A 24,396-nucleotide genomic window follows, 5' to 3' on the forward strand; every position below is an offset into this window, starting at 1 on the left:
GGCCCCGCCATGCGACAGGCCGCACTCCGCTCCGCCGCCCGGCCTGCGTGCTGACGGCGCTGGCCCTCCTGCTGTGCCTGTCGCTGGGCCTGTTGCCGGGCCTGTCGCCGGGTCCGGCATCGTCTCCCACATCGGCACCCATACCCGGCGCACTCCTGCCCTCCGGCCCCGCACCCGCCTGGGCCCAGTCTTCACACCCCGCCCAATCGGCCAAACCGCCGGACACCGCCACGTCCGCCACCGGCGCCTCCGGTTCGCTGGGCACGCAGGAAGGCGCGCGCAAGAACGTGTTGTACCTGAACTCGTATCACAACGGGTACGCCTGGTCCGACCACATCCAGGAAGGCATCCGCCAGACGCTGGCCGAAAGCCCGTACAGCATCGTGTTCCAGGTGGAATACATGGACTCCAAGAAGTTCCACTACCAGGACACGGTTTCCACCCTGTACGCCCTGTACCGCGACAAGTTCCGCAACAAGAAGTTCGACATCATCATCGCCTCGGACAACGTGGCGGTGGATTTCCTGCTCCAGTTCGGCGAAGAACTGTTCCCCGGCGTGCCCATCGTGTTCTGCGGGCTGAACGACGTGCAGCCCGAAACCCTGCGCGCCACCGGGCGCGAGATCACCGGGGTGCTCGAAAACTACGACGTGGCCTACAACATAGAACTGGCCCTGCGCCTGAACCCGCAGCTGCGGCGCATGGTGATCATCGGCGACGATTCGGTCACCGGTGCGGCCATCCGCAACCAGGTGCTGGCCCAGCTGGGGCCGTTCAAGGACCGCCTGGTGGTCGAGGAATGGAGCGACTACAGCCTGGACCAGATGCTGGACTGGGTACGCAACCAGACCCCGGACACCTTCTTCTACTTCGTTCCCATCTACCGCGACATCGACGGCCAGTTCTACTCGGCGGAAGAACTGCTGGAAAAGGTGCACGCCGCCTCGCGCGCGCCGCTGTACAGCAACTGGGCCTTCCTGCTGGGGCACGGCATCGTGGGCGGCAAGCTGATCTCCGGGGTGCGCCACGGCGAAATGGCCGCGCGCATGGCCCTGCAGGTTCTGAGCGGCATCCGCGCCTCGTCCATCCCCATCGTGGAGCAGGCCGACCAGGCCTTCATGTTCGACAACAACGAGTTGCAACGGCTGTTCATCAGCCCCTCGCAGCTGCCGCCCGGCCGCATCATCATCAACGAGCCCAGCCGGTTCTACGAACTGAACAAACAGGTCTTCTGGACCATCATCGTCAGCATGGTCATCCTGGCGGTGACCCTGGTGCTGCTGGTCATGAACATCCTGGAAAAGCGGCGGGTGGAAGGCAAGATCAAGGACCAGCTGTCGTTCCTGCGCTCGCTGATGGACACCATACCCATCCCCATCTACAGCAAGGACGCCGACGGCCGGGTGCGCGAATGCAACGTGGCCTTCGAACGGTTCTTCGGCGTGGACCGCGAGGCGCTGCTGGGGCGCTACGAATGGCAGGCCGGGCCGGAAGGCGTGGCCATGCTGCGTGACGCGTCCGACACCAGCCTGATGCACGAACCCGGCGTGTCCAGCTACGAAACCACCCTGCCCGGCCCCGAGGGATCGCCCCACTCCATCATCATGCACAAGGCCACCTACCGCAATTCCAGGGGCGCGGTGGCGGGGCTGGTGGGGGTGGTCTTCGACTACACCGACCGCAAGAAGGCCGAGGACCTGCTGCGCGCCGCCGAGGAAAAGTACCGCTCGCTGTTCGAAAGCTCGCCGCTGGGCATCTTCCGCGTTACCCCGGACGGCGACTACCTGGACGCCAACCCGGCCATGGCGCGCATGTCGGGCTACGCCTCACCGGCCCTGCTGCTGGCGTCGGGCGCGGGCACCTTTGCCCGGCTGCACGGCACACCGGACATGTCCGGTTCCGGATCAGGTTCCGGGCCGGGCATCGGCGCCGGGCAGGACACGGTGATCTCGTTCGATTCCAGCGTGGACCGGCCCGGCGGCGACACCGTGACCATGCACCTGACCATGCGCCCCCACCTCGACGAGGCGGGCAACGTCCGCCACATCGAGGGCTACGCGGAAGACATCACCCAGCGCAAGGCCGCGGAACGCGCCCTTTCCGCTTCGCAGCGCATGTTGCAGCTGGTGCTCGATAACATCCCCCAGTTCGTCTACTGGAAGGACCGCGACCTGAAATACATGGGCGCCAACAAGTCCTTCCTCGGCTTCGTGGGGCTGGACAGCGCCGATGCGCTGCTGGGCCGCACCGATGAAGAGGTGCTGCCCTCCACCGAGGACGCCGCCCGCGTGCACGACGACGACGAAGCCGTGGTTCGGTCCGGCCAGCCGCGCTACCAGACCAAGATCACCATCACCTCGCCCGGCGGCGAGACGGTGTGGCTGGAAACCAACCGCGTGCCCCTGCTGAGCGACCAGGGGGGGCATGCGCAAGGCGACGGCGACGATGTGGTGGGCCTGCTGACCACCGCCGAGGACGTCACCCAGCGCATCCGGCTTGAGCGCCAGTTGCTCCAGTCGCAGAAGATGGAGGCCATCGGCACGCTGGCGGGCGGCATCTCCCACGATTTCAACAATATCCTGACGTCCATCATCAACTCCGTCGAACTGGCCATCAGCGACATCGCGGCGGACTCGCTGACCTGCAACGACCTGATGCGCGCCCTGAAGGCCGCCCAGCGCGGCAGCCGCCTGGTCAAGCAGATCCTGACCTTCAGCCGCCCCTCGGTGGAAGGCTTCGTCATCACCGACATCAACGAGGTGCTCACCGAGGCGCTGGTGCTCATCAAGGCCTCGCTGCCCCGCAACATCGAGATACGCAAGGCCATTCCGCCGCGCCCGTCCATCACCCGGGCGGACCCCACCCAGATCCACCAGGTGCTCATGAACCTGTGCACCAACTCGTTCCAGGCCCTGCGCGACACGGGCGGGGTGCTGGAGGTGAACCTGGAGCAGGAGATGCTGCCCGACGAACGCGCCCTGGAGCTGGGCATGGAACCGGGCTGCGCCCTGCGCCTGACCGTGGCCGACGACGGCCCCGGCATTGCCCCGGAAATCGTGGACAAGATCTTCGACCCGTTCTTCACCACCAAGGGCAAGACCGAAGGCACCGGCCTTGGCCTTGCCGTGGTGCACGGCATCATCAAGGGCCACCGGGGCGCGGTGCGCGTTGCCAGCGTGCCGTGGCGGCGGACGGAGTTCGAGATATACCTGCCCATGCACGCGCAGGACGCCTGCCTCATCAATCCGGCCCTGCTGGCCCCGGAAACGGGCAGCGAGCGCGTCCTGTTCGTGGAGGACGACGACGACCAGTTGCACACCATTCCCCGGGTGCTCGAGAGCCTCGGCTACACCGTGCGGGCCTTCAAGAACCCGCTGCTGGCGCTGGCCGCCGTGCGCGAGCACCCCGCCTCGTTCGACCTGGTCATCACCGACTTCGACATGCCCGAGGCAAACGGCCTTGAGCTTGCCCGCAAAATGGGCGATATTGCACCGAACATGCCGATAATCCTCGTTTCGGGCCGCGAGGTGGCAGCCGAAGGGGCGGCCGTCGCCGGAAACATCAAGGCCATGGTCCACAAGCCGTACAACCGGAACATCCTGGCCGACGCCATCCGCCGGGTGTTCGCCCGGCTGGGGAGCTAGCAAGCGTGCCCACCATTCTCGTCATCGACGACGACGTCCAGGTCTGCGAGACCATAGCCAGCCTGCTGGCCCGCCTGCACTACGCCTGCGAAACGGCCCACACGCTGGAAGAAGGACTGCGCAAGCTGGAAACCGCCAACGTGGACGTGGTGTTCCTGGACGTGCGCCTGCCCGACGGCAACGGGCTGGACGCGCTGCCGCGCATCCGGCTTTCGCCGTCGCGGCCAGAGGTCATCATCCTGACCGGCGAGGGCGACCCAGACGGCGCTGAACTGGCCATCCAGGGCGGCGTGTGGGACTACCTGGTCAAGCCTTCGCCCATCAAGCAGACCACCCTCACCCTGCACCGCGCCCTGCAATACCGCGAGGAAAAGCTGTCGCGGGGCGATGCCGCCGCCGTGGCGCTGGACCTGGACGGCGTGGTGGGCACCAGCCCCTCCATGCGCCAGTGCTTCGACCTGGTGGCGCATGCCGCCTCGTCCGACGCCAACGTGCTGGTCACCGGCGAAACGGGCACCGGCAAGGAACTTTTCGCCCGCACCATCCACCGCAACAGCACCCGCCGCGCGGGCAGCTTCGTGGTGGTGGACTGCGCCGCGCTGACCGAAAGCCTGGTGGAATCCACCCTGTTCGGCCATCGCAAGGGGGCCTTCACCAGCGCCCTCACCGACCGTGACGGCCTGGTCAAACTGGCCGACGGCGGCACCCTGTTCCTGGACGAAGTGGGCGAAATGCCCCTGTCCATCCAGCGTTCGTTCCTGCGCTTCCTGCAGGAACGCACCTTCCGCCCGGTGGGCGGCACCCAGGAAATCAAGAGCGACTTCCGGCTCATTTCCGCCACCAACCGCGACCTGGACGCCATGGTGGAGCGTGGCGAATTCCGCAAGGACCTGCTGTTCCGCCTGAAGACCGTACACGTGGAACTGCCCCCGCTGCGCAGCCGCCCGGAAGACCTGAAGCCCCTGGCCATCTACCACGTGAACCGGCTGTGCGAGCAGTACGGGGTGCCCCACAAGGGCTTTTCGCCCGACTTCTTCCAGCAGCTGGCCCAGTACGACTGGCCGGGCAACGTGCGCGAGCTGTACAACGTGCTGGAGCGCTCGTTCGTCATCTCCGGGCTTGAAAGCGTGCTCTACGCGCTGCACCTGCCCCAGGACGTCCGCATCAAGATCACCCGCGCCGCCATCGCCCGCCCCGCCACGGGCGAAGGCGGCATCGGAAGCGAATCCGCCCCCTACTCCGCCGCCCATGGCAACGGCGACGGTTCCGGCGGCGCACAGGACATGGTGCCGCCGGCCGCACGCGCCGACGGCCAGCATGGCCCGGATGCCGCCTTCACCAGCCCCTTGCCGCCGCTCAAGGGCTTCAAGCGACTCATGGAGCGCAAGTACCTTGAAATCCTCATCGGGCAGACCAGCGGGAACCTGCAGGAGATGCTGGACGTCTCCGGCCTGTCGCGCTCGCACTTCTATGCCCTGCTGAAAAAGAATAATATGTCACTGTAAGCGGAAAGGAGTAGCCTGCGGGTACATCCCCCCGGCAGGTGTCCTACCTTTCGGACGCGGCCCCCCTGCCCTTTCCGCCATCCGTTTTTTCGGACACGGGACGAAATCCGTCCCGACGAACCGTTTGACCATTCAATTCGGCGGCGTTAGGCTGTTTCGCCGCCATTCCACGGCCCCGCCTTTTCATGCGCCGCAACGCCTGCCGTCCGGTTTTTCGGACCACCCGCTGGCGTCAGTTTCATAAGATGAATCAATACTTCAACAATCCAAGGAGGATGCAGCCAACGCACCGACGTAACGGAACTGGCACACTTCTTGTTGTTGCGTAAGGGCCGCAGCCTGCCCGCCCGCCTTCCGGGTGCCGGTGCCGGGTCCGCACAGTCCGCAGTGACCGCAAGGTCCGCAGACCGCAAGGACCGGGGCGCCGCCCGAAAAGGCCAGCAGACGGGCGCACGCCGCAACGCGACACCAACGGCCCGGCAACGGCTGCGAAACCGCGCCACAAGGGCCGACATGACGAGGCACGATACCGGGTTCATCACCATTTCCGGGTCCATGCCCATTTTCGGAGTCATGTCACGGACCGCGCCGCAAGGCACGGCTGACCTTTCACCCCCGCTTCAAGGTTAGCAATCCCAAGGAGAGATCAATGGCCAAGAAAATGAAGACCATGGATGGCAACACCGCTGCCGCGTACGTCGCCTACGCGCTCAGCGACACTTCTGCCATCTACCCCATCACCCCTTCTTCCAACATGGGTGAATCGGCGGACGAATGGGCCGCCCAGGGCAAGAAGAACCTTTTCGGGCAGACGGTTTCCGTCCGCCAACTGCAGTCCGAAGCGGGCGCCGCAGGCGCCGTGCACGGCTCGCTGGCCGCTGGCGCGCTGACCTCCACCTTCACCGCCTCGCAGGGCCTCCTGCTGATGATCCCGAACATGTACAAGATCGCCGGTGAACTGCTTCCCGGCGTTTTCCATGTTTCGGCCCGCGCCCTTGCCTCGCACGCGCTGTCCATCTTCGGCGACCACCAGGACGTCATGGCCGCCCGCCAGACCGGCTTCGCCTTCCTGAACTCCAACTCGGTGCAGGAAGCCATGGACATGGCGCTGGTCTCCCACCTGTCCGCCATCGAGTCCAGCGTGCCGTTCTGTCACTTCTTCGACGGCTTCCGCACCTCGCACGAACTGCAGAAGATCGAAGTCATCGAATACGACGACATGAAGAAGCTGGTGAACTGGGAGAAGGTGGAAGCCTTCCGCCAGAACGCCATGAACCCCGAGCACCCGCACATCCGCGGCACCGCGCAGAACCCCGACATCTATTTCCAGGCGCGTGAAGCCTGCAACTCGTTCTACAACGCCGTGCCCGGCATTGTGGCGAACTACATGAAGAAGGTCGGCGAAATCACCGGCCGCTCCTACAAGCTGTTCGACTACGTGGGCCACCCCGAAGCCGAGCGCGTGATCATCGCCATGGGTTCCGCCTGCGAAACCATCGAGGAAGTGGTCAACTTCCTGAACGCCAAGGGCGAGCGCGTGGGCCTGGTCAAGGTGCGCCTGTACCGTCCGTTCTCCATCGACCACATGCTGTCGGTGCTGCCCGCCACCGCCGACACCATCACCGTGCTCGACCGCACCAAGGAAGCGGGCTCGCTGGGCGAACCGCTGTACCTTGACGTGTGTACCGCCTTCATGGAGCGCGGCGAAATGCCCAAGCTCCTCGCCGGTCGCTACGGCCTGGGTTCGAAGGAATTCACCCCGGCCATGGCCAAGGCCGTGTACGACAACATGAAGGTTGTCGGCCCCAAGAACCACTTCACCGTGGGCATCATCGACGACGTCACCGACACCTCGCTGGAAGTGACCGAAGGCGTGGACACCGTGCCCGCCGGCACCGTGCAGTGCAAGTTCTTCGGCCTTGGCGCCGACGGCACCGTGGGCGCCAACAAGCAGGCCATCAAGATCATCGGCGACAACACCGGCATGTACGCCCAGGGCTACTTTGCCTACGACTCCAAGAAGTCGGGCGGCTTCACCGTGTCGCACCTGCGCTTCGGCAACAGCCCCATCCAGTCCACCTACCTGGTCAACAGCGCCGACTACATCGCCTGCCACAAGTCGGCCTACGTGCACCAGTACGACGTGCTCGACGGCATCAAGACCGGCGGCACCTTCGTGCTGAACTCGCACTGGAACAGCGCGGAAGACATGGAGAAGGAACTGCCCGCCTCCATGCTGCGCACCATCGCCCGCAAGAAGCTGAAGTTCTACAACGTGGACGCCGTGAAGGTTGCCACCGAGGTGGGCCTTGGCGGGCGCATCAACATGATCATGCAGACCGCGTTCTTCAAGCTGTCCAGCGTGATTCCCTTCGAGCAGGCCGTGGCGCTGCTGAAGGATTCCATCCACAAGGCCTACGGCAAGAAGGGCGAAAAGATCGTGGCCATGAACGTGGCCGCCGTTGACAAGGCCATCGAGGCCGTCACCGAGATCAAGTACCCCGAATCCTGGGCCACCGCCGCCGACGCCGCCCCCGTGGCCAACGCGGACCCCGACTTCATCACCAACGTGGTGCGCCCCATCCTGGCCCAGCAGGGCGACAAGCTGCCGGTTTCGGCCTTCGAACCCGACGGCCTGTTCCCGGTGGGCACCGCCGCCTTCGAAAAGCGCGGCGTGGCCATCACCGTGCCCGAGTGGCTGTCCGAAAACTGCATCCAGTGCAACCAGTGCTCGTTCGTGTGCCCGCATGCGGCCATCCGCCCCATCCTGGCCTCTGATGAGGAACTGGCCGGCGCGCCCGCCTCGTTCGTGGCCATCGAAGCCAAGGGCAAGGAACTGAACGGCCTGAAGTACCGCATGCAGGTGTACGCCCAGGACTGCATGGGCTGCGGCTCGTGCGCCGACGTCTGCCCGGCCAAGAACAAGGCCCTGGTCATGAAGCCCATCGAAACCCAGATGGCCGACCAGGTTGCCAACCTTGCCTACGCCGACGCCAACATCGCCATCAAGGACACCCTGATGGCCCGCGACAGCCTGAAGGGCTCGCAGTTCCAGCAGCCGCTGATGGAATTCTCCGGCGCCTGCGCCGGCTGCGGTGAAACCCCGTACGTCAAGCTGCTTACCCAGATGTTCGGCGAACGCATGGTGGTGGCCAACGCCACCGGCTGCTCGTCCATCTGGGGCGCCTCCGCCCCCACCACGCCGTACACCACCAACAAGGACGGTCACGGCCCGGCCTGGGGCAACTCGCTGTTCGAAGACGCCGCCGAATTCGGCTACGGCATGGCCATGGCCTACAACCAGCGCCGCGCCAAGCTTGCCGACGTGGTGGCCGAAGCCCTGACCCTGGACCTTGAGGCCGACCTGAAGGCCGCCCTGCAGGGCTGGCTGGACAACAAGGACGACGCCGAAGGCTCCAGGAAGTACGGCGAAGAAATCCTTGGCCTGCTTGGCGGCGCGGACGACCATCCGCTGCTGGACGAGCTGTGGCACATGAGCGACCAGTTCACCAAGAAGTCCGTGTGGATCTTCGGCGGTGACGGCTGGGCCTACGACATCGGCTACGGCGGCGTGGACCACGTGCTGGCCAGCGGCGAGGACATCAACATCCTGGTCATGGACACCGAAGTGTACTCCAACACCGGCGGCCAGGCCTCCAAGGCCACCCCGCTGGGCTCCATCGCCAAGTTCGCCGCCTCGGGCAAGAAGACCGGCAAGAAGGACCTTGGCCGCATGGCCATGACCTACGGCTACGTCTACGTTGCCTGCGTCTCCATGGGCGCCAACAAGCAGCAGGTGCTGAAGGCCTTCAAGGAAGCCGAAGCCTACAAGGGCCCCTCGCTGATCATCGCCTACGCTCCCTGCATCAACCAGGGCCTGCGCAAGGGCATGGGCAAGTCCATGGAAGAAGCCAAGATGGCCGTGGAATCCGGCTACTGGCCCCTGTACCGCTTCAACCCCGAACTTGCCGAAGAAGGCAAGAACCCGTTCGTGCTCGAATCGAAGGCGCCCAACGGCACCATGCAGGAATTCATGGCTGGTGAAACCCGCTATGCCGCCCTCGAAAAGATCGCTCCCGAAGAGTCCAAGCGCCTGCGCGCGGCCATCGAGAAAGAGTACAACGAACGCTACCTGCTGCTGAAGCAGATCTCCGATGCGCCCGCCGTTACCGCCCCCGCCGGGGCCCCGGTGACCGTGGGAAACGGGGATAGCGGCTTCTGCGCCGTCACCGAAACGCCGGAACACGCCCGCCGCAAGGGCGGGGATGCCTGCGACGACGGCCGAGCCGCTGAATAACCCTCACAGATAGACCGGTGCCGGAGGGGAGGTGCAACCCCCTCCGGCACTTGCATACCTTTCCCAATCCCGGCGGGTGCACTCCGGGGGCGGGTCACGCACAACAGAAGAGGAGCGTCTTGATGTCATTGGAACTGCTTGCATTGGTGGCACTGTTGCCCATCCTCGTGGCCCTGGTGCTCATGGTCGGCATGCGCTGGCCGTCCACCCGCGCCATGCCTCTGGCCTGGCTTGTCTGCGTACTCGGCGCCATCGGCGCCTGGAACCTGCCTGCGGGGTACATTGCCGCCCTGTCGCTGCAGGGCGTGGTCACCGCCATCGGCGTGCTGATCATCGTGTTCGGGGCCATCATCATCCTGTACACCCTGAAGTATTCCGGCGGCATGGAAACCATCCAGTACGGAATGCAGAACATCAGCCGTGACAAGCGCATTCAGGCGATCATCATCGGCTACATGTTCGCGGCCTTCATCGAAGGCGCCGCCGGTTTCGGCACGCCCGCCGCGCTGGCCGCCCCGCTGCTGCTGTCCCTCGGCTTCCCGCCGCTGGCCGCCGCCGTCATCTGCCTTGTGTTCAACTCGTTCTGCGTGTCGTTCGGCGCCGTGGGCACCCCCATCCTCATCGGCCTGAAGTTCCTTGCCCCGCTGGTCAAGGACGCTGCCGCCGCCAACCCCGGGCTGAACTTCACCGACTTCGGTTCCTTCGCCAAGGTCATCGGCCAGTGGGCCACCGTCATGCACGGCCCCATGATCTTCATCCTGCCCGTCTTCATGCTGGGCTTCCTTACCCGCTTCTACGGCCAGAAGAAGTCGTGGGCCGAAGGCTTTGCCGCCTGGCAGTTCTGCGTGTTCGCGGCCGTGGCCTTCATCGTGCCCTACCTGACCTTCGCCTGGCTGGTGGGTCCCGAATTCCCGTCGCTGATCGGCGGCCTGGTGGGCCTTGGCATCATCGTGGCCGGCGCCAAGAAGGGCTTCTGCGTGCCCAAGGAAACCTGGGACTTCGGCCCCCAGTCCACCTGGGAAGCTGAATGGACCGGCACCATCGCCACCAGCACCAACACCGAATTCAAGCCGCACATGAGCCAGTTCATGGCGTGGCTGCCCTATATCCTCATCGGCATCATCCTGGTGCTCACCCGCATTCCCGAACTGGGCCTGAAGGGCTTCCTTGCCGCCCAGAAGATCCCCTTCAACGACATTCTCGGCTACAAGGGCGTTTCCGCCTCCATCGACTACCTGTACCTGCCCGGCACCATTCCCTTCACCCTGGTGGCCCTGCTGACCATCATGCTGCACGGCATGAAGGGTGACGCGGTCAAGAAGGCCTGGAGCGAGTCGTTCTCCAAGATGAAGGCCCCCACCATCGCGCTGTTCGCCGCCGTGGCCCTGGTGTCCATCTTCCGCGGTTCCGGCGTGGCCGATGCGGCCCTGAACCCCAACAACTACCCCTCCATGCCGCTGGCCATGGCCAAGACCGTCGCCGCCTTTGCGGGCAACGCCTGGCCCATGCTCGCTTCCTACGTGGGCGGCCTTGGCGCGTTCATCACCGGTTCGAACACCGTTTCGGACCTTCTGTTCGCCGAATTCCAGTGGGGCGTTGCGCAGCAGCTCAGCCTGCCCCGCCAGATCATCGTGGCCGCCCAGGTGGCCGGTGGCGCCATGGGCAACATGGTGTGCATCCACAACATCGTTGCCGTCTGCGCCGTTACCGGCCTGATCGGCCGCGAGGGTATGATCCTGAAGCGCACCTTCTGGCCCTTCGCCCTCTACGGCATTGTCGTGGGCATCGTGGCCAGCGTGCTCTCCTTCGGGGCGTACTCCAACCTGTTCTAGTTTCGAGGTGCAAGGGGGGCGGGGCTGCGCTCCGCCCCCCTTTTCAACAGAGGAGTGGCTGAACATACAGCCAGGAAAGGAGTGGAGCCATCCGCTCCGTTACGGTTTCCGCAACCTCGCCCTTTCCCGGTGACGGGGGCGGAGCAACGCTTGACCCGGAGGACTATCCTCATGCCCAGTGCAGCCCTGATCAAAGAATTCGAAGCCGTCGTCGGCAAGGACAACGTGTTCACCAGCGAGGCCGACCGTCAGTCGTACTCCTACGATTCCGCCGTGCTTGAGGCCGTTGTGCCCGCCCTCGTGGTGCGCCCCACCACCACCGAGCAACTCGGCAAGGTCGTTCGCCTGTGCAACGAGAACGGCAACCCCATCACCGTTCGCGGCGCCGGCACCAACCTTTCGGGCGGCACCATCCCCGACCCGCGTGAAGGCATCGTCATCCTGACCAACAGCCTGAACCGCATCATCGAAATCAACGAAGAAGACCTGTACGCCGTGGTCGAGCCCGGCGTGGTCACCGCCAAGTTCGCCGCCGAAGTGGCCAAGCGCGGCCTCTTCTACCCGCCGGATCCGGGTTCGCAGGCCGTTTCCACCCTTGGTGGCAACGTGGCCGAAAACGCCGGTGGCCTGCGCGGCCTGAAGTACGGCGTGACCAAGGACTACGTGATGGGGATCGAATTTTTCGACGTCAACGGCGGCCTGGTGAAGACCGGCTCGCGCACGGTCAAGTGCGTGACCGGCTACAACCTTGCCGGTCTCATGGTGGCGTCCGAAGGCACCCTTGGCGTGTTCAGCAACATCGTGCTCAAGCTGGTGCCGCCGCCGCAGGCCTCCAAGGCCATGATGGCCGTGTTCGACGACGTGAACAAGGCGTCGGAAGCGGTCGCCGGCATCATTGCCGCCCACGTGGTGCCCTGCACCCTGGAATTCATGGACCAGGCCACCATCCGCTACGTTGACGACTTCACCAAGGCCGGTCTGCCGCGCGACGCCCAGGCCATCCTGCTCATCGAAGTGGACGGCCACGCCGGCCAGGTGGCCGAAGACGCCGAGAAGGTGGAAAAGGTGCTGAACAAGGTCGGCGCCACCGAAATCAAGGTGGCCAAGGACGCCGCCGAAAAGTTCAAGCTGTGGGAAGCCCGCCGCAACGCGCTGCCCGCCCTTGCCCGCGCCAAGCCCACCACCGTGCTTGAAGACGCCACCGTGCCGCGCTCCAAGATTCCCGCCATGGTCAAGGCCATCAACGACATCGCGGCCAAGTACAACATCTCCATCGGCACCTTCGGCCACGCGGGCGACGGCAACCTGCACCCGACCATCCTGTGCGACCGCCGCGACAAGCACGAGTTCGAGCGCGTGGAGCACGCCGTGGACGAAATCTTCGACGTGGCCCTTTCGCTGCACGGCACCCTGTCTGGCGAGCACGGCATCGGCATGGCCAAGTCCAAGTGGATGGAGAAGGAAACCTCCAAGGCCACCATCGAGTTCTCGCGCAACATGAAGCGCGCCATCGACCCCAAGTACATCCTGAATCCCGGCAAGATCATCGGAGCCTAACGCCATGGCAGACCTTACCAAACTCGCCAAGCTGCTCCAGGAGCTGGACGACCAGATGGTCGGCTGCATGAAGTGCGGCATGTGCCAGGCCGTCTGCCCCGTGTTTGCCGAGACCATGAAAGAGGCGGACGTGACGCGCGGCAAGATCGCGCTGCTCGAAAACCTGGCCAAGGAAATGATCCACGACGCGGCGGGCGTTCAGGAAAAGCTGAACAAGTGTCTGCTGTGCGGCTCTTGCGGGGCCAACTGCCCCTCGGGCGTCAAGGTCATGGACATCTTCCTGCGTGCCCGTGTCATCGTGAACACCTACATGGGGCTCTCGCCGGTCAAGAAGGCCATCCTGCGCGGCATGCTGACCAAGCCCGCCCTGTTCAACGCCCTGCTGGACCTGGGTTCCAAGTTCCAGGGCATCTTCACCAGCAAGGTGGACGACCTGCTCGGCTCCTCCTGCTCCAAGGTGCTGTCGCCCGTCATCGGCGACCGCCACTTCGTGGGGCTGGCCAAGCAGTCGCTGCACAGCAAGATCAAGGCGCTGGACACCCCGGCGGGCAAGAGCGGCAAGCGCGTCGCCTTCTTCCCGGGCTGCCTTGGCGACAAGATGTTCGTCAGTGTGGCCGAAGCCTGCCTGAAGGTGTTCGAACACCACGGCGTTGGCGTGTACATGCCCGAAGGCCAGGCCTGCTGCGGCATTCCCGCCATCTCCTCGGGCGACCGCGTGGCCTACGACAAACTGGTCAAGATCAACCTCGACCTGTTCTCCAAGGGCGGCTTCGACTACCTGGTGACCCCGTGCGCCACCTGCACCGCCACCATCAAGGAAATCTGGCCCAAGCTCATGGACGAGTATCCGGCGACCATGCGCGACCAGATCCGTGCCCTGCACGACAAGGTCATGGACGTGAACCAGTTCGTGGTGGACGTGCTGGGCGTCAAGCCCGAGACCCCGGCCAAGGGCGCCGTGAAGGTGACCTTCCACGATTCCTGCCACATGAAGAAGTCGCTCGGCGTCACCTCGCAGCCGCGCGCCCTCATCGGCATGAACCCCAAGTACGAACTGGTGGAAATGGCCGAATGCGACCGCTGCTGCGGTTCGGGCGGCAGCTTCAACCTGTACCACTACGACCTGTCCAAGCAGATCGGCGAACGCAAGCGCGACAACATCCTGGCCACCGGCGCCCAGATCGTGTCCACCGGCTGCCCCGCCTGCATGCTGCAGATGACCGACATGCTCTCGCAGCATGGGGCCAAGGTGGCGGTGAAGCACTCCATCGAACTGTACGCGGATTCGCTGCGCTAGAACGAACATCCGGGGCGCGGCCTGTCGCGCCCCGGATTACATGCTTGCTGATCGGGCGCGGCATGGACGTGCCCACGGATTATATACTTGATGATCGGGCGCGCATGCCGCGCCGCGCTCTGGTATCATTCCCCGGCGGGGGGCCGAACGGCGGCCCCCGTCAGGGGATTTCGGACCCGCGGAATGTTCCGCGGGCCGTTTGGCTCACCGGGTCAGGCCCGGAAACACCGGCGGCCGTGCCGCCGATGTACGATCCTTCGGACGCCTCGCCGCGCCCGCCCAGTGGCACGCAAGGAGATATGCATGGCCAACAATCTGTACATCACCGCGACGGAATCGAAGAGCGGCAAGTCCGCCGTGGTGCTCGGCATGATGCAGCTATTGCTGCGCGACATCCGCAAGGTCGCCTTCTTCCGCCCCATCATCAACCGGCCGGTCACGGATGCGGTGGACCACGACACCAACCTCATCCTGACCCACTTCAACCTCGACATTCCCGTGGCCGACACCTACGCATACTCGCTGCAGGACGCCCGGGAGCTGATCAACAACGGTCAGCACGCCACGCTGCTTGAAAACATCCTCAAAAAGTACAAGCAGCTGGAAGACAGTTACGACTTCGTGCTCTGCGAGGGCACCGACTTTCTGGGCAAGGATGCCGCCTTCGAATTCGACCTGAACGCCGACATCGCCGCCAACCTCGGCTGTCCCGTGATGGTGGTGGCCAACGGCCAGCAGAAGACCGCCCACGAAATCATCGCCTCCACCCAGCTGACCATCGACCTGCTGGATGAAAAGGGCCTGGACATCGTGGCCGCCGTGATCAACCGCGCCTCGGTCACCGACGCCGAACGCAACGAGGTGATCAGCAGCCTTGAATGCAAGGTCAACTGCTCCAATCCCCTGGCAGTGTACGTGGTGCCCGAGGAACCCACCCTGGGCAAGCCCACCATGGGCGACGTGAAGAAATGGCTGAACGCGCAGGTGCTGTACGGCCACGGCCGCCTGGACACCCTGGTTGACGACTACGTCATTGCCGCCATGCAGATCGGCAACTTCCTCGACTACGTGACCCCCGGGTGCCTCGTGATCACCCCCGGCGACCGTTCGGACATCATTCTCACCGGTCTTGCCACCCGCCTTTCCGGCGCCTACCCCGACATTTCGGGCATGCTGCTGACCGGCGGCATCCAGCCCGCACCCAACGTGCACCGCCTCATCGAAGGCTGGACCGGGGTGCCCATTCCCATCCTGTCGGTGAAGGACCACACCTACAAGACCATCCAGACCCTGAACGAACTGTACGGCAAGATCGAGCCGGACAACGAGCGCAAGATCAACACCGCCCTCGGCCTGTTCGAGCGTTCCGTGGACAGCCAGGAGCTGGGCCGCCGCCTGATCAACCGCAAGTCCAGCCGCATCACCCCCATGATGTTCGAGTTCAACCTGATCGAACGCGCCAAGCAGAACCGCATGCGCATCGTGCTGCCCGAAGGGGTGGAGGAACGCATCCTGCGCGCCGCCGACATCCTGGCCCGGCGCGAGGTTGCCGACATCATCCTGCTGGGCGACGCCGACAAGGTGGGCGCCAAGGTCAGCGAACTGGGCATCGCCCTGGACGGCGTGCAGATCATCCAGCCCAACCTGTCGCCCAGGTTCGAGGAATACGCCCAGGCCTACTTCGAACTGCGCAAGCACAAGGGCGTAAGCATCGAGCGCGCCCGCGACACCATGAACGACGTCACCTATTTCGGCACCATGATGGTGCACAAGGGCGACGCGGAAGGCATGGTCTCCGGCTCCATCAACACCACGGCGCACACCATCCGCCCGGCGTTCGAGTTCATCAAGACCAAGCCCGGCTTCTCCATCGTGTCCAGCGTGTTCCTGATGTGCCTGAAGGACCGCGTGCTGGCCTTCGGCGACTGCGCGGTGAACCCCAACCCCACGGCGGAACAGCTGGCGGAAATCGCCATCAACTCGGCCCACACCGCGCGCATCTTCGGCATCGAGCCGCGCGTGGCCATGCTGTCGTACTCCACCGGCTCGTCCGGCAAGGGCGCCGACGTGGAGAAGGTCATCGAGGCCACCCGCATCGCCAAGGAACGCGCGCCGGAACTCCTGCTGGAAGGTCCGTTGCAGTACGACGCCGCCATCGACATGGACGTTGCGCGCACCAAGCTGCCCGGCAGCCAGGTGGCCGGTCAGGCCACGGTGTTCATCTTCCCCGACCTGAACACCGGCAACAACACCTACAAGGCCGTGCAGCGCGCCGCCGGGGCCGTGGCCATCGGCCCGGTGCTGCAGGGCCTGAACAAGCCCGTCAACGACCTGTCGCGCGGGTGCACGGTGCCCGACATCGTGAACACCGTGGCCATCACGGCCATTCAGGCGCAGGCCGAGAAGGGCCTTATCTAGCACCCACCGCCGCGCTGCTGGGCCTGCCCCGCCGCGCGGCATTCACGTTTGCAACCACAGCGGGGGGCCGCCCACACTCCCCCCGGCAGCCGCCCCTCCGGGCCGCCCACACGGTCCGGAGGGCCACACCCCGAAAGGAAAAGACCCGCATGAACGTACTCGTCATCAACTCCGGCAGCTCGTCCATCAAGTACCAGCTCATCGACATGACCACCGAGAAGGCCCTGTGCTCCGGTCTTGTCGAGCGCATCGGCGAAGGCATGGGCAAACTGACCCACAAGATCAAGCCCGACACCGACGCCGAGGAAAAGATCGTCCTCGAACAGGCGTTCGCCAATCATGTCGAAGGCATGAAGAAGGTCGTGGACCTGATCACCGATGCCGAGAAGGGCGTCATCGCCGACAAGGGCGAAATCTACGCCGTGGGTCACCGCGTGCTGCTCGGCGGCGAAGAGATCAAGCAGTCCGTCAAGATCGACGAATGGGCCAAGGGCATCATCCGCGACTACATTCCGCTGGGCCCGCTGCACAACCCCGCCAACCTCGCGGGCATCGAAGTGGCGGAAGAACTCTTTCCGCACGCGCCTTCCGTGGGCGTGTTCGACACCGAGTTCCACCAGACCATGCCCAAAAAGGCGTATCTTTACCCGCTGCCCTACGACCTGTACAAGACGCTGCGCATCCGCCGCTACGGCTTCCACGGCACCTCGCACCGCTACATCACCAAGAAGACCGCAGAGTTCCTGGGCAAGCCCCTGGACGAGCTGAACATCATCACCTGCCACCTCGGCAACGGGTGCTCCATGGCCGCCGTGAAGAACGGCCATTGCGTGGACACCACCATGGGCATCACCCCGCTGGAAGGCCTGATGATGGGCACCCGCTGCGGCGACATCGACCCCGCGCTGGTCCCCTTCCTGATGGAAAAGAAGGGCTGGTCCGGCGCCGAGATCGACACCGTGATGAACAAGCAGAGCGGCCTGAAGGGCATCTGCGGCATGAACGACATGCGCGACATCCACGCCGCCCGTGAAAAGGGCGACGAGATGGCCGAACTGGCCTTCGAGATGTTCGTCTACCGCATCCGCAAGTACATCGGCTCGTTCGCCGTGGTGGTGGGCAAGCTGGACGCCATCGTGTTCACCGCCGGCATCGGCGAGAACGACGACCTGGTGCGCGCCGCCGTGTGCAAGGACATGGACATCCTGGGCGTCGACATCGACGAGGCGGTCAACGCCAAGCGTTCGGGCCAGGCGCGCCACATCGGCAAGCCCGGCCAGCGCGTGCCCGTGCTGGTGGTGCCCACCAACGAGGAACTGGAAATCGCCCAGACCACGGTTGCCGTGCTGAACGGCAAGAACTAGGCGATACGAGACATTCCCCGCCGCGCGCGTCCGCAAGGACCGTGCGGCGGGGTTTCTCCGGGCCACGTCCGGAGAACCGGGACACTGCCAGCGGCCACAGCCAAGGCACCACCCGGACCATCCCACGGCCTTGCGTACAACGGACAAACGGACATGGTGGGCATCTACATCGGATCTACGGCGGCTCGGGCAGGCAAGAACCTTGTCTGCATGGCGCTTGGTCTTGCGCTGCGGCAAACCGGACGCAACGTGGGCTTCATGAAGCCCCTGGGAACGTTGCCCCGGACCGTGGACGAACAGACCGGCGACGAGGACGCCCTGCTGGTGCAGGAGGTGCTGGGGCTTTCCGCCCCGCCCGAAGTGCTTACCCCCGTGATCATGCCCGGCAACATCCGGGCGGCCGCCCTGTCGGGGGGCAACGCGCTGGAGCGCGTGGCCTCTGCCTACGGGGCGCTGTCGCGCGGGCACGACACCATGCTGGTGGGCGGTGCCGGAGCGTTCCTGACCACCGGCAAGGCGCGCGGCGTGGACGGCCCCACGGTCGTCCGGCGCCTCGACCTCAAGGTGCTGCTGGTGGAACGGTATGCCCACGGCATCGACTACGACGCCATCCTGTACGCAAAGGAACTGCTGGGAGACGCCCTTGCGGGCGTCCTGTGCAACGACGTGCCCGAAAGCTACCTGCGCGACGCCGAAGAGGTGCTTGTGCCGTTCCTGGCGGAACGGGGCGTACCCGTGCTCGGCATCGTGCCCAACGACCCGCTCCTCAACGCCATCAAGGTGTCGGAGCTGGCGCACCGCCTGGGCGGTCGCATGGTCTCGGGCACGGCGCGGGCCAGCCGCATCGTGGATGGGTTCCTCATCGGCACCATGCAGGTGGAGAACTTCATGGCGCACTTTCGGCGGCACGCCAACTGCGCAACCATCGTGGGCGGAGACCGGACGGACCTGCAACTTGTCGCACTGGAGGGGCAGTGCCCTTGCCTGGTCCTGACCGGAAACATCCCCCCCGATGAGATCATACGCGCCCGGTCAGAGGCGCTGGGGGTTCCGGTGGTCGTGGTCCGCGAGGACACGTACACCGTGGCCCGGAAGATGGAAGAGATCCTGAACAGCCAGAAGCTGCGCGAACTGGTCAAGATACGCCGCGGGGCCGACCTCGTGGCGCATGCCCTGGACCTTGCGCGGCTGACGGCGCAACTCGGCATTCAGTAGGGCATTTCGACATGAAGGAAATGCCCAGGCGGCGCGAATGCGCCGTCCGCCCCGAAGGCGCAGGCGAAACCGCGTTTCGCCGCCAAACGCCGAAGGGCGCGTTGCACAGTAAATCCGTTTCAAAGGGAGAGTACTGATGAGTGCTACCAATGACCTTGCCCGGCTCATGCGTGAGAAAGCCGAGGCGGTCGGCGCCACCGTGGTGGAGCTGAAGAACCTGAAAGAGGCCTTCGCCTACGCCCTCGACGTCTGTGACAAGAAGGAAGCCTGCCAGCTGCTGGTTTCCGGCTGCGAGGAAAAGCTTTCGGACAAGGCCGAGGCCCTGTGCGAAACCAAGCAGGAAAAGGTTGTGGCCGCCCCCAACCTTTCCGACGACGAATACGCCGCCTTCTCGGCCCTGTGCGCCGAGCGCGGCGTGAAGTGCATCCGCGAGGGCCTGCGCGGCCATCTCGCGGGCATCGACATCGGCGTGGCCCATGCCGACATGGCCATTGCCGAAACCGGCACCTGCGTCATCGACTCCACCAGCGAGGAACTGCGCCTGTCCTCCATGATCAGCGAGATCCACATGGCCATCCTGCCGAAATCGCGCATCAAGGCCACGGCCTTCGACGCCGAGCGGGAAGTCAACGCGCTGATCAACACCGGCACGCCGCGCTACACCGCGTTCATCACCGGGCCCAGCCGCACCGCCGACATCGAGCGCGTGCTGGCCATCGGCGTGCACGGTCCGCTGGAACTGCACATCCTGATGCTGGAGGACTAGTCTGATGCAAACCGCCAAGACCCTGAAAGAATACCGCAAGGAACTGCGCGAATCCCTCGACAACGAGTTTCTGCGCGAGGCCATGGACAAGTTCGCCACGGCCTACCCCGTCAGCCGCGCCAACGCCTTCCGCGGGCTGGACGAAAAGGCCATGATCGCCGAAGTGGCCGACGCCAAGGACGCCGCAGCCCGCAACATGGACGGGCTGTACGCCCAGTTCAAGGCAGAGGCCGAAAAGCGCGGCGTCAAGGTGCACATGGCCAAGGATGCCGCCGAGGCCAACGAGATCATCGCGCGCATCGCCAAGAACTCGAACTGCAAGAAGATCGTCAAGTCCAAGTCCATGACGGCGGAAGAAACGCTGCTCAACCACCGCCTGGAGGACGACGGCCTTGAAGTGATCGAGACCGACCTTGGCGAATGGATCATCCAGCTGCGCCATGAAGGGCCGACCCACATGGTCATGCCCGCCATCCACCTTTCGCGCTACCAGGTGGCCGACCTCTTCTCCGAGGTGACCAAGCAGAAGCAGGAAGTGGACATCCAGCGCCTGGTGAAGGTGGCCCGCCGCGAACTGCGCCAGCACTTCGCCACCGCCGACATGGGCATCTCGGGCGCCAACTTCGCCATCGCGGAATCGGGCACCATCGGCCTGGTCACCAACGAAGGCAACGCCCGCCTCGTCACCACGCTGCCCCGCGTGCACGTGGCCCTGTGCGGCCTCGACAAGCTGACCCCCAGCCTGAACGACGCCCTGAAGTCGCTGCGGGTGCTGCCCCGCAACGCCACCGGCCAGGCCATCACCTCGTACGTCACCTGGATCACGGGCGCCAACGAGTGCAGGGCTGCCGCCGACGAGAAGAAGGAAATGCACATCGTGTTCCTGGACAACGGCCGCCGCGCCCTGGCCCAGGACCCGCTGTTCTCGCAGGTGATGCGCTGCGTGCGCTGCGGCGCGTGCGCCAACGTGTGCCCCGTGTACCGCCTGGTGGGCGGCCACAAGATGGGCCACATCTACATCGGCGCCATCGGCCTCATCCTCACCTACTTCTTCCACGGCAAGGACAAGGCCCGCAACCTGGTGCAGAACTGCATCAACTGCGAATCGTGCAAGAGCATCTGCGCGGGCGGCATCGACCTGCCCCGCCTGATCAAGGAAATCCGCGCCCGCCTCAGCGAAGAGGACGGCGCACCCGTTGAAGCCACCCTGCTCGGCAAGGTGCTGAAGAACCGCAAGCTGTTCCACACCCTGCTGCGCTTCGGAAAGTACGCCCAGAAGCCGGTTACCGGCGGCACCCCGTACCTGCGCCACCTGCCGCAGATGTTCATGAAGGACCACGGGTTCCGCGCGCTGCCCGCCATCGCGGACAAGGCCTTCCGCGACGAATGGGAAACCATCCGTCCGCGTGTGGCCAACGCCAAGCTGCGCGTGGCCCTGTTCTCCGGCTGCGTGCAGGACTTCGTCTACCCCGAGCAGATGAAGGCCGCCGTCAAGGTGCTGGCCTCGCGCGGGGTGGAGATGGACTTCCCCATGGACCAGAGCTGCTGCGGCCTGCCCGTGCAGATGATGGCCGAACGCCAGGCCACCATCGACGTGGCGCGCCAGAACGTCATGGCGTTCGACGCGGCCAAGTACGACTACATCCTTACCCTGTGCGCCTCGTGCGCCTCGCACCTGAAGGAAGGCTACCCCAACATCCTGGCGGGGCAGACCGACATGACGGGCAAGGTGAAGCTGTTCGCCTCCAAGGTCATCGACTTCAGCTCCTTCGTCCATGACGTGCTCGGCATGACCGCCGACGACTTCAAGGGCAAGGGCGAAAAGGTGGCCTACCACTCCTCGTGCCACCTGTGCCGTGGCCTTGGCGTGGTGGAACAGCCCCGCGCGCTCATCGCGTCTTCCGGCTCGGAATACTGCCCGGCCCAGGAAGAAGCGGTGTGCTGCGGCTTTGGCGGCACCTTCTCCATGAAGTTCCCGGAACTGTCCAAGGAACTGCTGGACAAGAAGCTGAACAACGCCGAAGCCACCGGCGCCACCCGCATGGTGGCCGACTGCCCCGGCTGCATCATGCAGATCCGCGGCGGCGCGGAAAAGCGCGGCAACCGCATGAAGGTCGGCCACATTGCGGAACTTCTGGCGGAAAACCTGAAGTAAACGCCAGTTACGCCGATAGATGACATAAGGGGGGCCGTTCCCGCATCTGCGGGGACGGCCCCCTTGCGTTCCTAAAACCTCGCGGCGCGAGCGGGCGTTCCAAGAATAACCGCTAGCAGCCTTTGCAAGAACTGTATCTACGTATAGTATTGCTTCAAACCAGTATCCGGGTGCTGGTCCGCGGCAGGCATACCGACGGCAGGCGACTCGTGCGAACACTCAAGGGGGATCGCATGTTCAGGAATTTCTCCATCGGCGCGCGCGTCATCGCGCTGCTTGTGTTCATGGTGCTGTTCGTGGCGGGCGTGGTTGCAGCCTTCGTGTCCACCATCGGCACGGTGAAGGACCACGGCGTCACCGAAACCCAGCAGGTGATGCTGGAAGAGGAAAAGGCCAAGTTGCAGGTGGCCACCCACTCCGTGGCCCTGGCCCTGGGACAGTTGCTGGCAGACGTGCCTGCCGATGCGGGCGAGGCCGCGCGCATCGAAATGGTGCGCAAGGCCATCGACACCATCCGCTTCGAAAAGGACCAGTCCGGATACTATTTCGTCTACCAGGGCACCACCAACGTGGCCCTGCCCCCCAACAAGAGCGTGCAGGGCAAGGACCTGTCCGAGAACAAGGACAAGAACGGGGTCTACTTCGTGCGTGAACTGGCGCAGCGCGCTGCGTCTGGCGGGGGGTTCGTCGAGTACATCTTCCCCAAGCCGGGCAAGGGCGACCAGCCCAAGCTGGCCTATGCCGAAATGATTCCCGGCACCAAATTCTGGATCGGCACCGGGGTGTACATCGACAACATCGACGAGGCCAAGGCCGCCATCAACGCCAACCTCGAAGGGCTGGCCCGCAAGGCCCTGACCTGGCAGCTTTCGGTCATGGCGGCGATCCTGGTGCTGGTGGTCATACCCGTGTGCATCATGCTCATCGCGTCCATCGTGCGGCCATTGCGTGAAGCCACGGGGGCGGCCCAGGCCGTGGCCGAAGGCAACCTGGACGTGCGCATAGAGGCCAGGGGCCGCGACGAAATCTCGGTGCTTCAGGCCGCGCTGAACACCATGGTCACCACGCTCAAGAACAACATCGCGGACATCACCGAAAAGCAGCGCGAGGCGGGCCGCCAGGCCGACGCCGCGCGCGCGTCGGCCCAGCAGGCCGAAGAAGCCATGGCCAAGGCCGCCGTGGCCACCAGGGAAGGCATCCTTACCGCCGCCGAACGGCTGGACGGCGTGGTACGTGCCATCGACCACGCGGCGGACGACATCTCGCGCCGGTCCGAGGAAATAAGCCGGGGCACCGACACCCAGATGGCGCGCATCAACGAAACGGCCACGGCCATGGAAGAAATGAACGCCACCGTGCTTGAAGTGGCGCGCAACGCAGGCCGGGCGGCTGACCAGACCGAGGCCTCGCGCACCAAGGCCGACGAAGGCTCGGGCATGGTCGGCCAGACCGTGAAGGCCATGCAGGACCTGAAGGGGCTGGCCAGCAACCTCAAGGACAACATGCACCGCCGGGGCCAGCAGTCCGAGGCCATCGGCCACGTGATGAACGTGATCAACGACATTGCCGACCAGACCAACCTGCTGGCGCTGAACGCGGCCATCGAGGCGGCGCGCGCCGGGGACGCCGGGCGCGGATTCGCCGTGGTGGCCGACGAGGTGCGCAAGCTGGCCGAAAAAACCATGGGCGCCACCAAGGAAGTGGGCGATTCCATCAAGGCCATCCAGGATCTGGCCCGCACCAACGTCACGGGCATGGACGACGCGGTCAACGCCATCGACGGCGCAGCGCGCCTTTCCGGCAGTTCCGGCGAGCTGTTGCAGCAGATCGTGACCATGGCCCACGACGCCGCCGGGCAGGTGCAGGCCATCGCCACGGCTGCGGAGGAACAGTCCGCCGCCAGCGAGGAGATCACCCGCTCGGTGGAGGAAATCGACCGCATCGCCCGTGAAAACGGCACGCTGGTCAACGCCACCAACACCGACCTGCGCAACCTTGCCGACCAGGCCGCCGAACTGCGCCGCCTGATCGAGGGCATGAAGAAGGAAGCCGCATAGCCGCCCAAAAGGGCAAGCGGGCCATGCGGCGAGTGAGGGCCGCACGCGCCATGGCACGCCAAACGTCACGGGCCGGAGGGAACACCCTCCGGCCCGTTTGCATTGCCGGGCGCGCCGCCAGCATCAGGAAATCGGGAACTGCGCCGGGCGGGGAACGCCAGCGGCGGCGCATGCGGCACCGCGCCGGACATGACTGCCGGTCACGACCGCCATGCCGCCCACAGGCGGCGCACGGTGCTGCGCAGCAGCGTGCCGGGGCGAAAGCTCATGGGCTTGAGCACGCCGGGCA

The 24,396-nt window shown here is 65.0% G+C and carries 12 protein-coding genes; all 12 read left to right on the forward strand.

Annotated elements, in window-relative coordinates; all coding sequences use genetic code 11:
• Positions 1–47: 47 nt before the first annotated feature.
• Entirely contained in the window at positions 48–3,644 is a 3,597-nt protein-coding gene (locus tag FVW20_RS05630) for a hybrid sensor histidine kinase/response regulator (protein WP_196608667.1), read from the forward strand.
• Between the two features lie 5 nt (positions 3,645–3,649).
• A complete protein-coding gene (locus FVW20_RS05635) occupies positions 3,650–5,149 on the forward strand; it encodes a sigma-54-dependent transcriptional regulator (RefSeq protein ID WP_196608657.1) in 1,500 nt (499 codons plus the stop codon).
• A gap of 649 nt (positions 5,150–5,798) precedes the next feature.
• Positions 5,799–9,446, forward strand: coding sequence for a pyruvate:ferredoxin (flavodoxin) oxidoreductase (gene nifJ, locus FVW20_RS05640; protein WP_196608658.1), 3,648 nt, complete (start codon positions 5,799–5,801; stop codon positions 9,444–9,446).
• 122 nt (positions 9,447–9,568) lie between these two features.
• Entirely contained in the window at positions 9,569–11,278 is a 1,710-nt protein-coding gene (locus tag FVW20_RS05645; RefSeq protein WP_196608659.1) for an L-lactate permease, read from the forward strand.
• 171 nt (positions 11,279–11,449) lie between these two features.
• A complete protein-coding gene (locus FVW20_RS05650; protein ID WP_012612981.1) occupies positions 11,450–12,835 on the forward strand; it encodes an FAD-binding oxidoreductase in 1,386 nt (461 codons plus the stop codon).
• A gap of 4 nt (positions 12,836–12,839) precedes the next feature.
• Entirely contained in the window at positions 12,840–14,132 is a 1,293-nt protein-coding gene (locus tag FVW20_RS05655; protein ID WP_196608660.1) for a (Fe-S)-binding protein, read from the forward strand.
• 303 nt (positions 14,133–14,435) lie between these two features.
• A complete protein-coding gene (pta, locus tag FVW20_RS05660; RefSeq protein WP_196608661.1) occupies positions 14,436–16,550 on the forward strand; it encodes a phosphate acetyltransferase in 2,115 nt (704 codons plus the stop codon).
• Between the two features lie 149 nt (positions 16,551–16,699).
• Positions 16,700–17,914 (forward strand): acetate kinase, encoded by a 1,215-nt coding sequence (locus FVW20_RS05665; RefSeq protein WP_196608662.1) that lies wholly within the window; start codon positions 16,700–16,702, stop codon positions 17,912–17,914.
• A 153-nt stretch (positions 17,915–18,067) separates the two neighbouring features.
• A complete protein-coding gene (locus FVW20_RS05670; protein WP_196608663.1) occupies positions 18,068–19,129 on the forward strand; it encodes a phosphotransacetylase family protein in 1,062 nt (353 codons plus the stop codon).
• A 136-nt stretch (positions 19,130–19,265) separates the two neighbouring features.
• The gene (locus FVW20_RS05675; protein ID WP_196608664.1) at positions 19,266–19,895 is read left to right on the forward strand and encodes a LutC/YkgG family protein; all 630 of its coding nucleotides are present in this window, start codon (positions 19,266–19,268) and stop codon (positions 19,893–19,895) included.
• A 4-nt stretch (positions 19,896–19,899) separates the two neighbouring features.
• Complete coding sequence (ldhH, locus tag FVW20_RS05680) at positions 19,900–22,050, forward strand: L-lactate dehydrogenase (quinone) large subunit LdhH (protein WP_196608665.1); 2,151 nt, start codon at positions 19,900–19,902, stop codon at positions 22,048–22,050.
• Between the two features lie 233 nt (positions 22,051–22,283).
• The gene (locus FVW20_RS05685; protein WP_196608666.1) at positions 22,284–24,107 is read left to right on the forward strand and encodes a methyl-accepting chemotaxis protein; all 1,824 of its coding nucleotides are present in this window, start codon (positions 22,284–22,286) and stop codon (positions 24,105–24,107) included.
• The last annotated feature ends 289 nt before the right edge of the window (positions 24,108–24,396 follow it).

The organism is Nitratidesulfovibrio oxamicus, from assembly GCF_015731765.1.
Classification (GTDB): domain Bacteria; phylum Desulfobacterota; class Desulfovibrionia; order Desulfovibrionales; family Desulfovibrionaceae; genus Cupidesulfovibrio; species Cupidesulfovibrio oxamicus.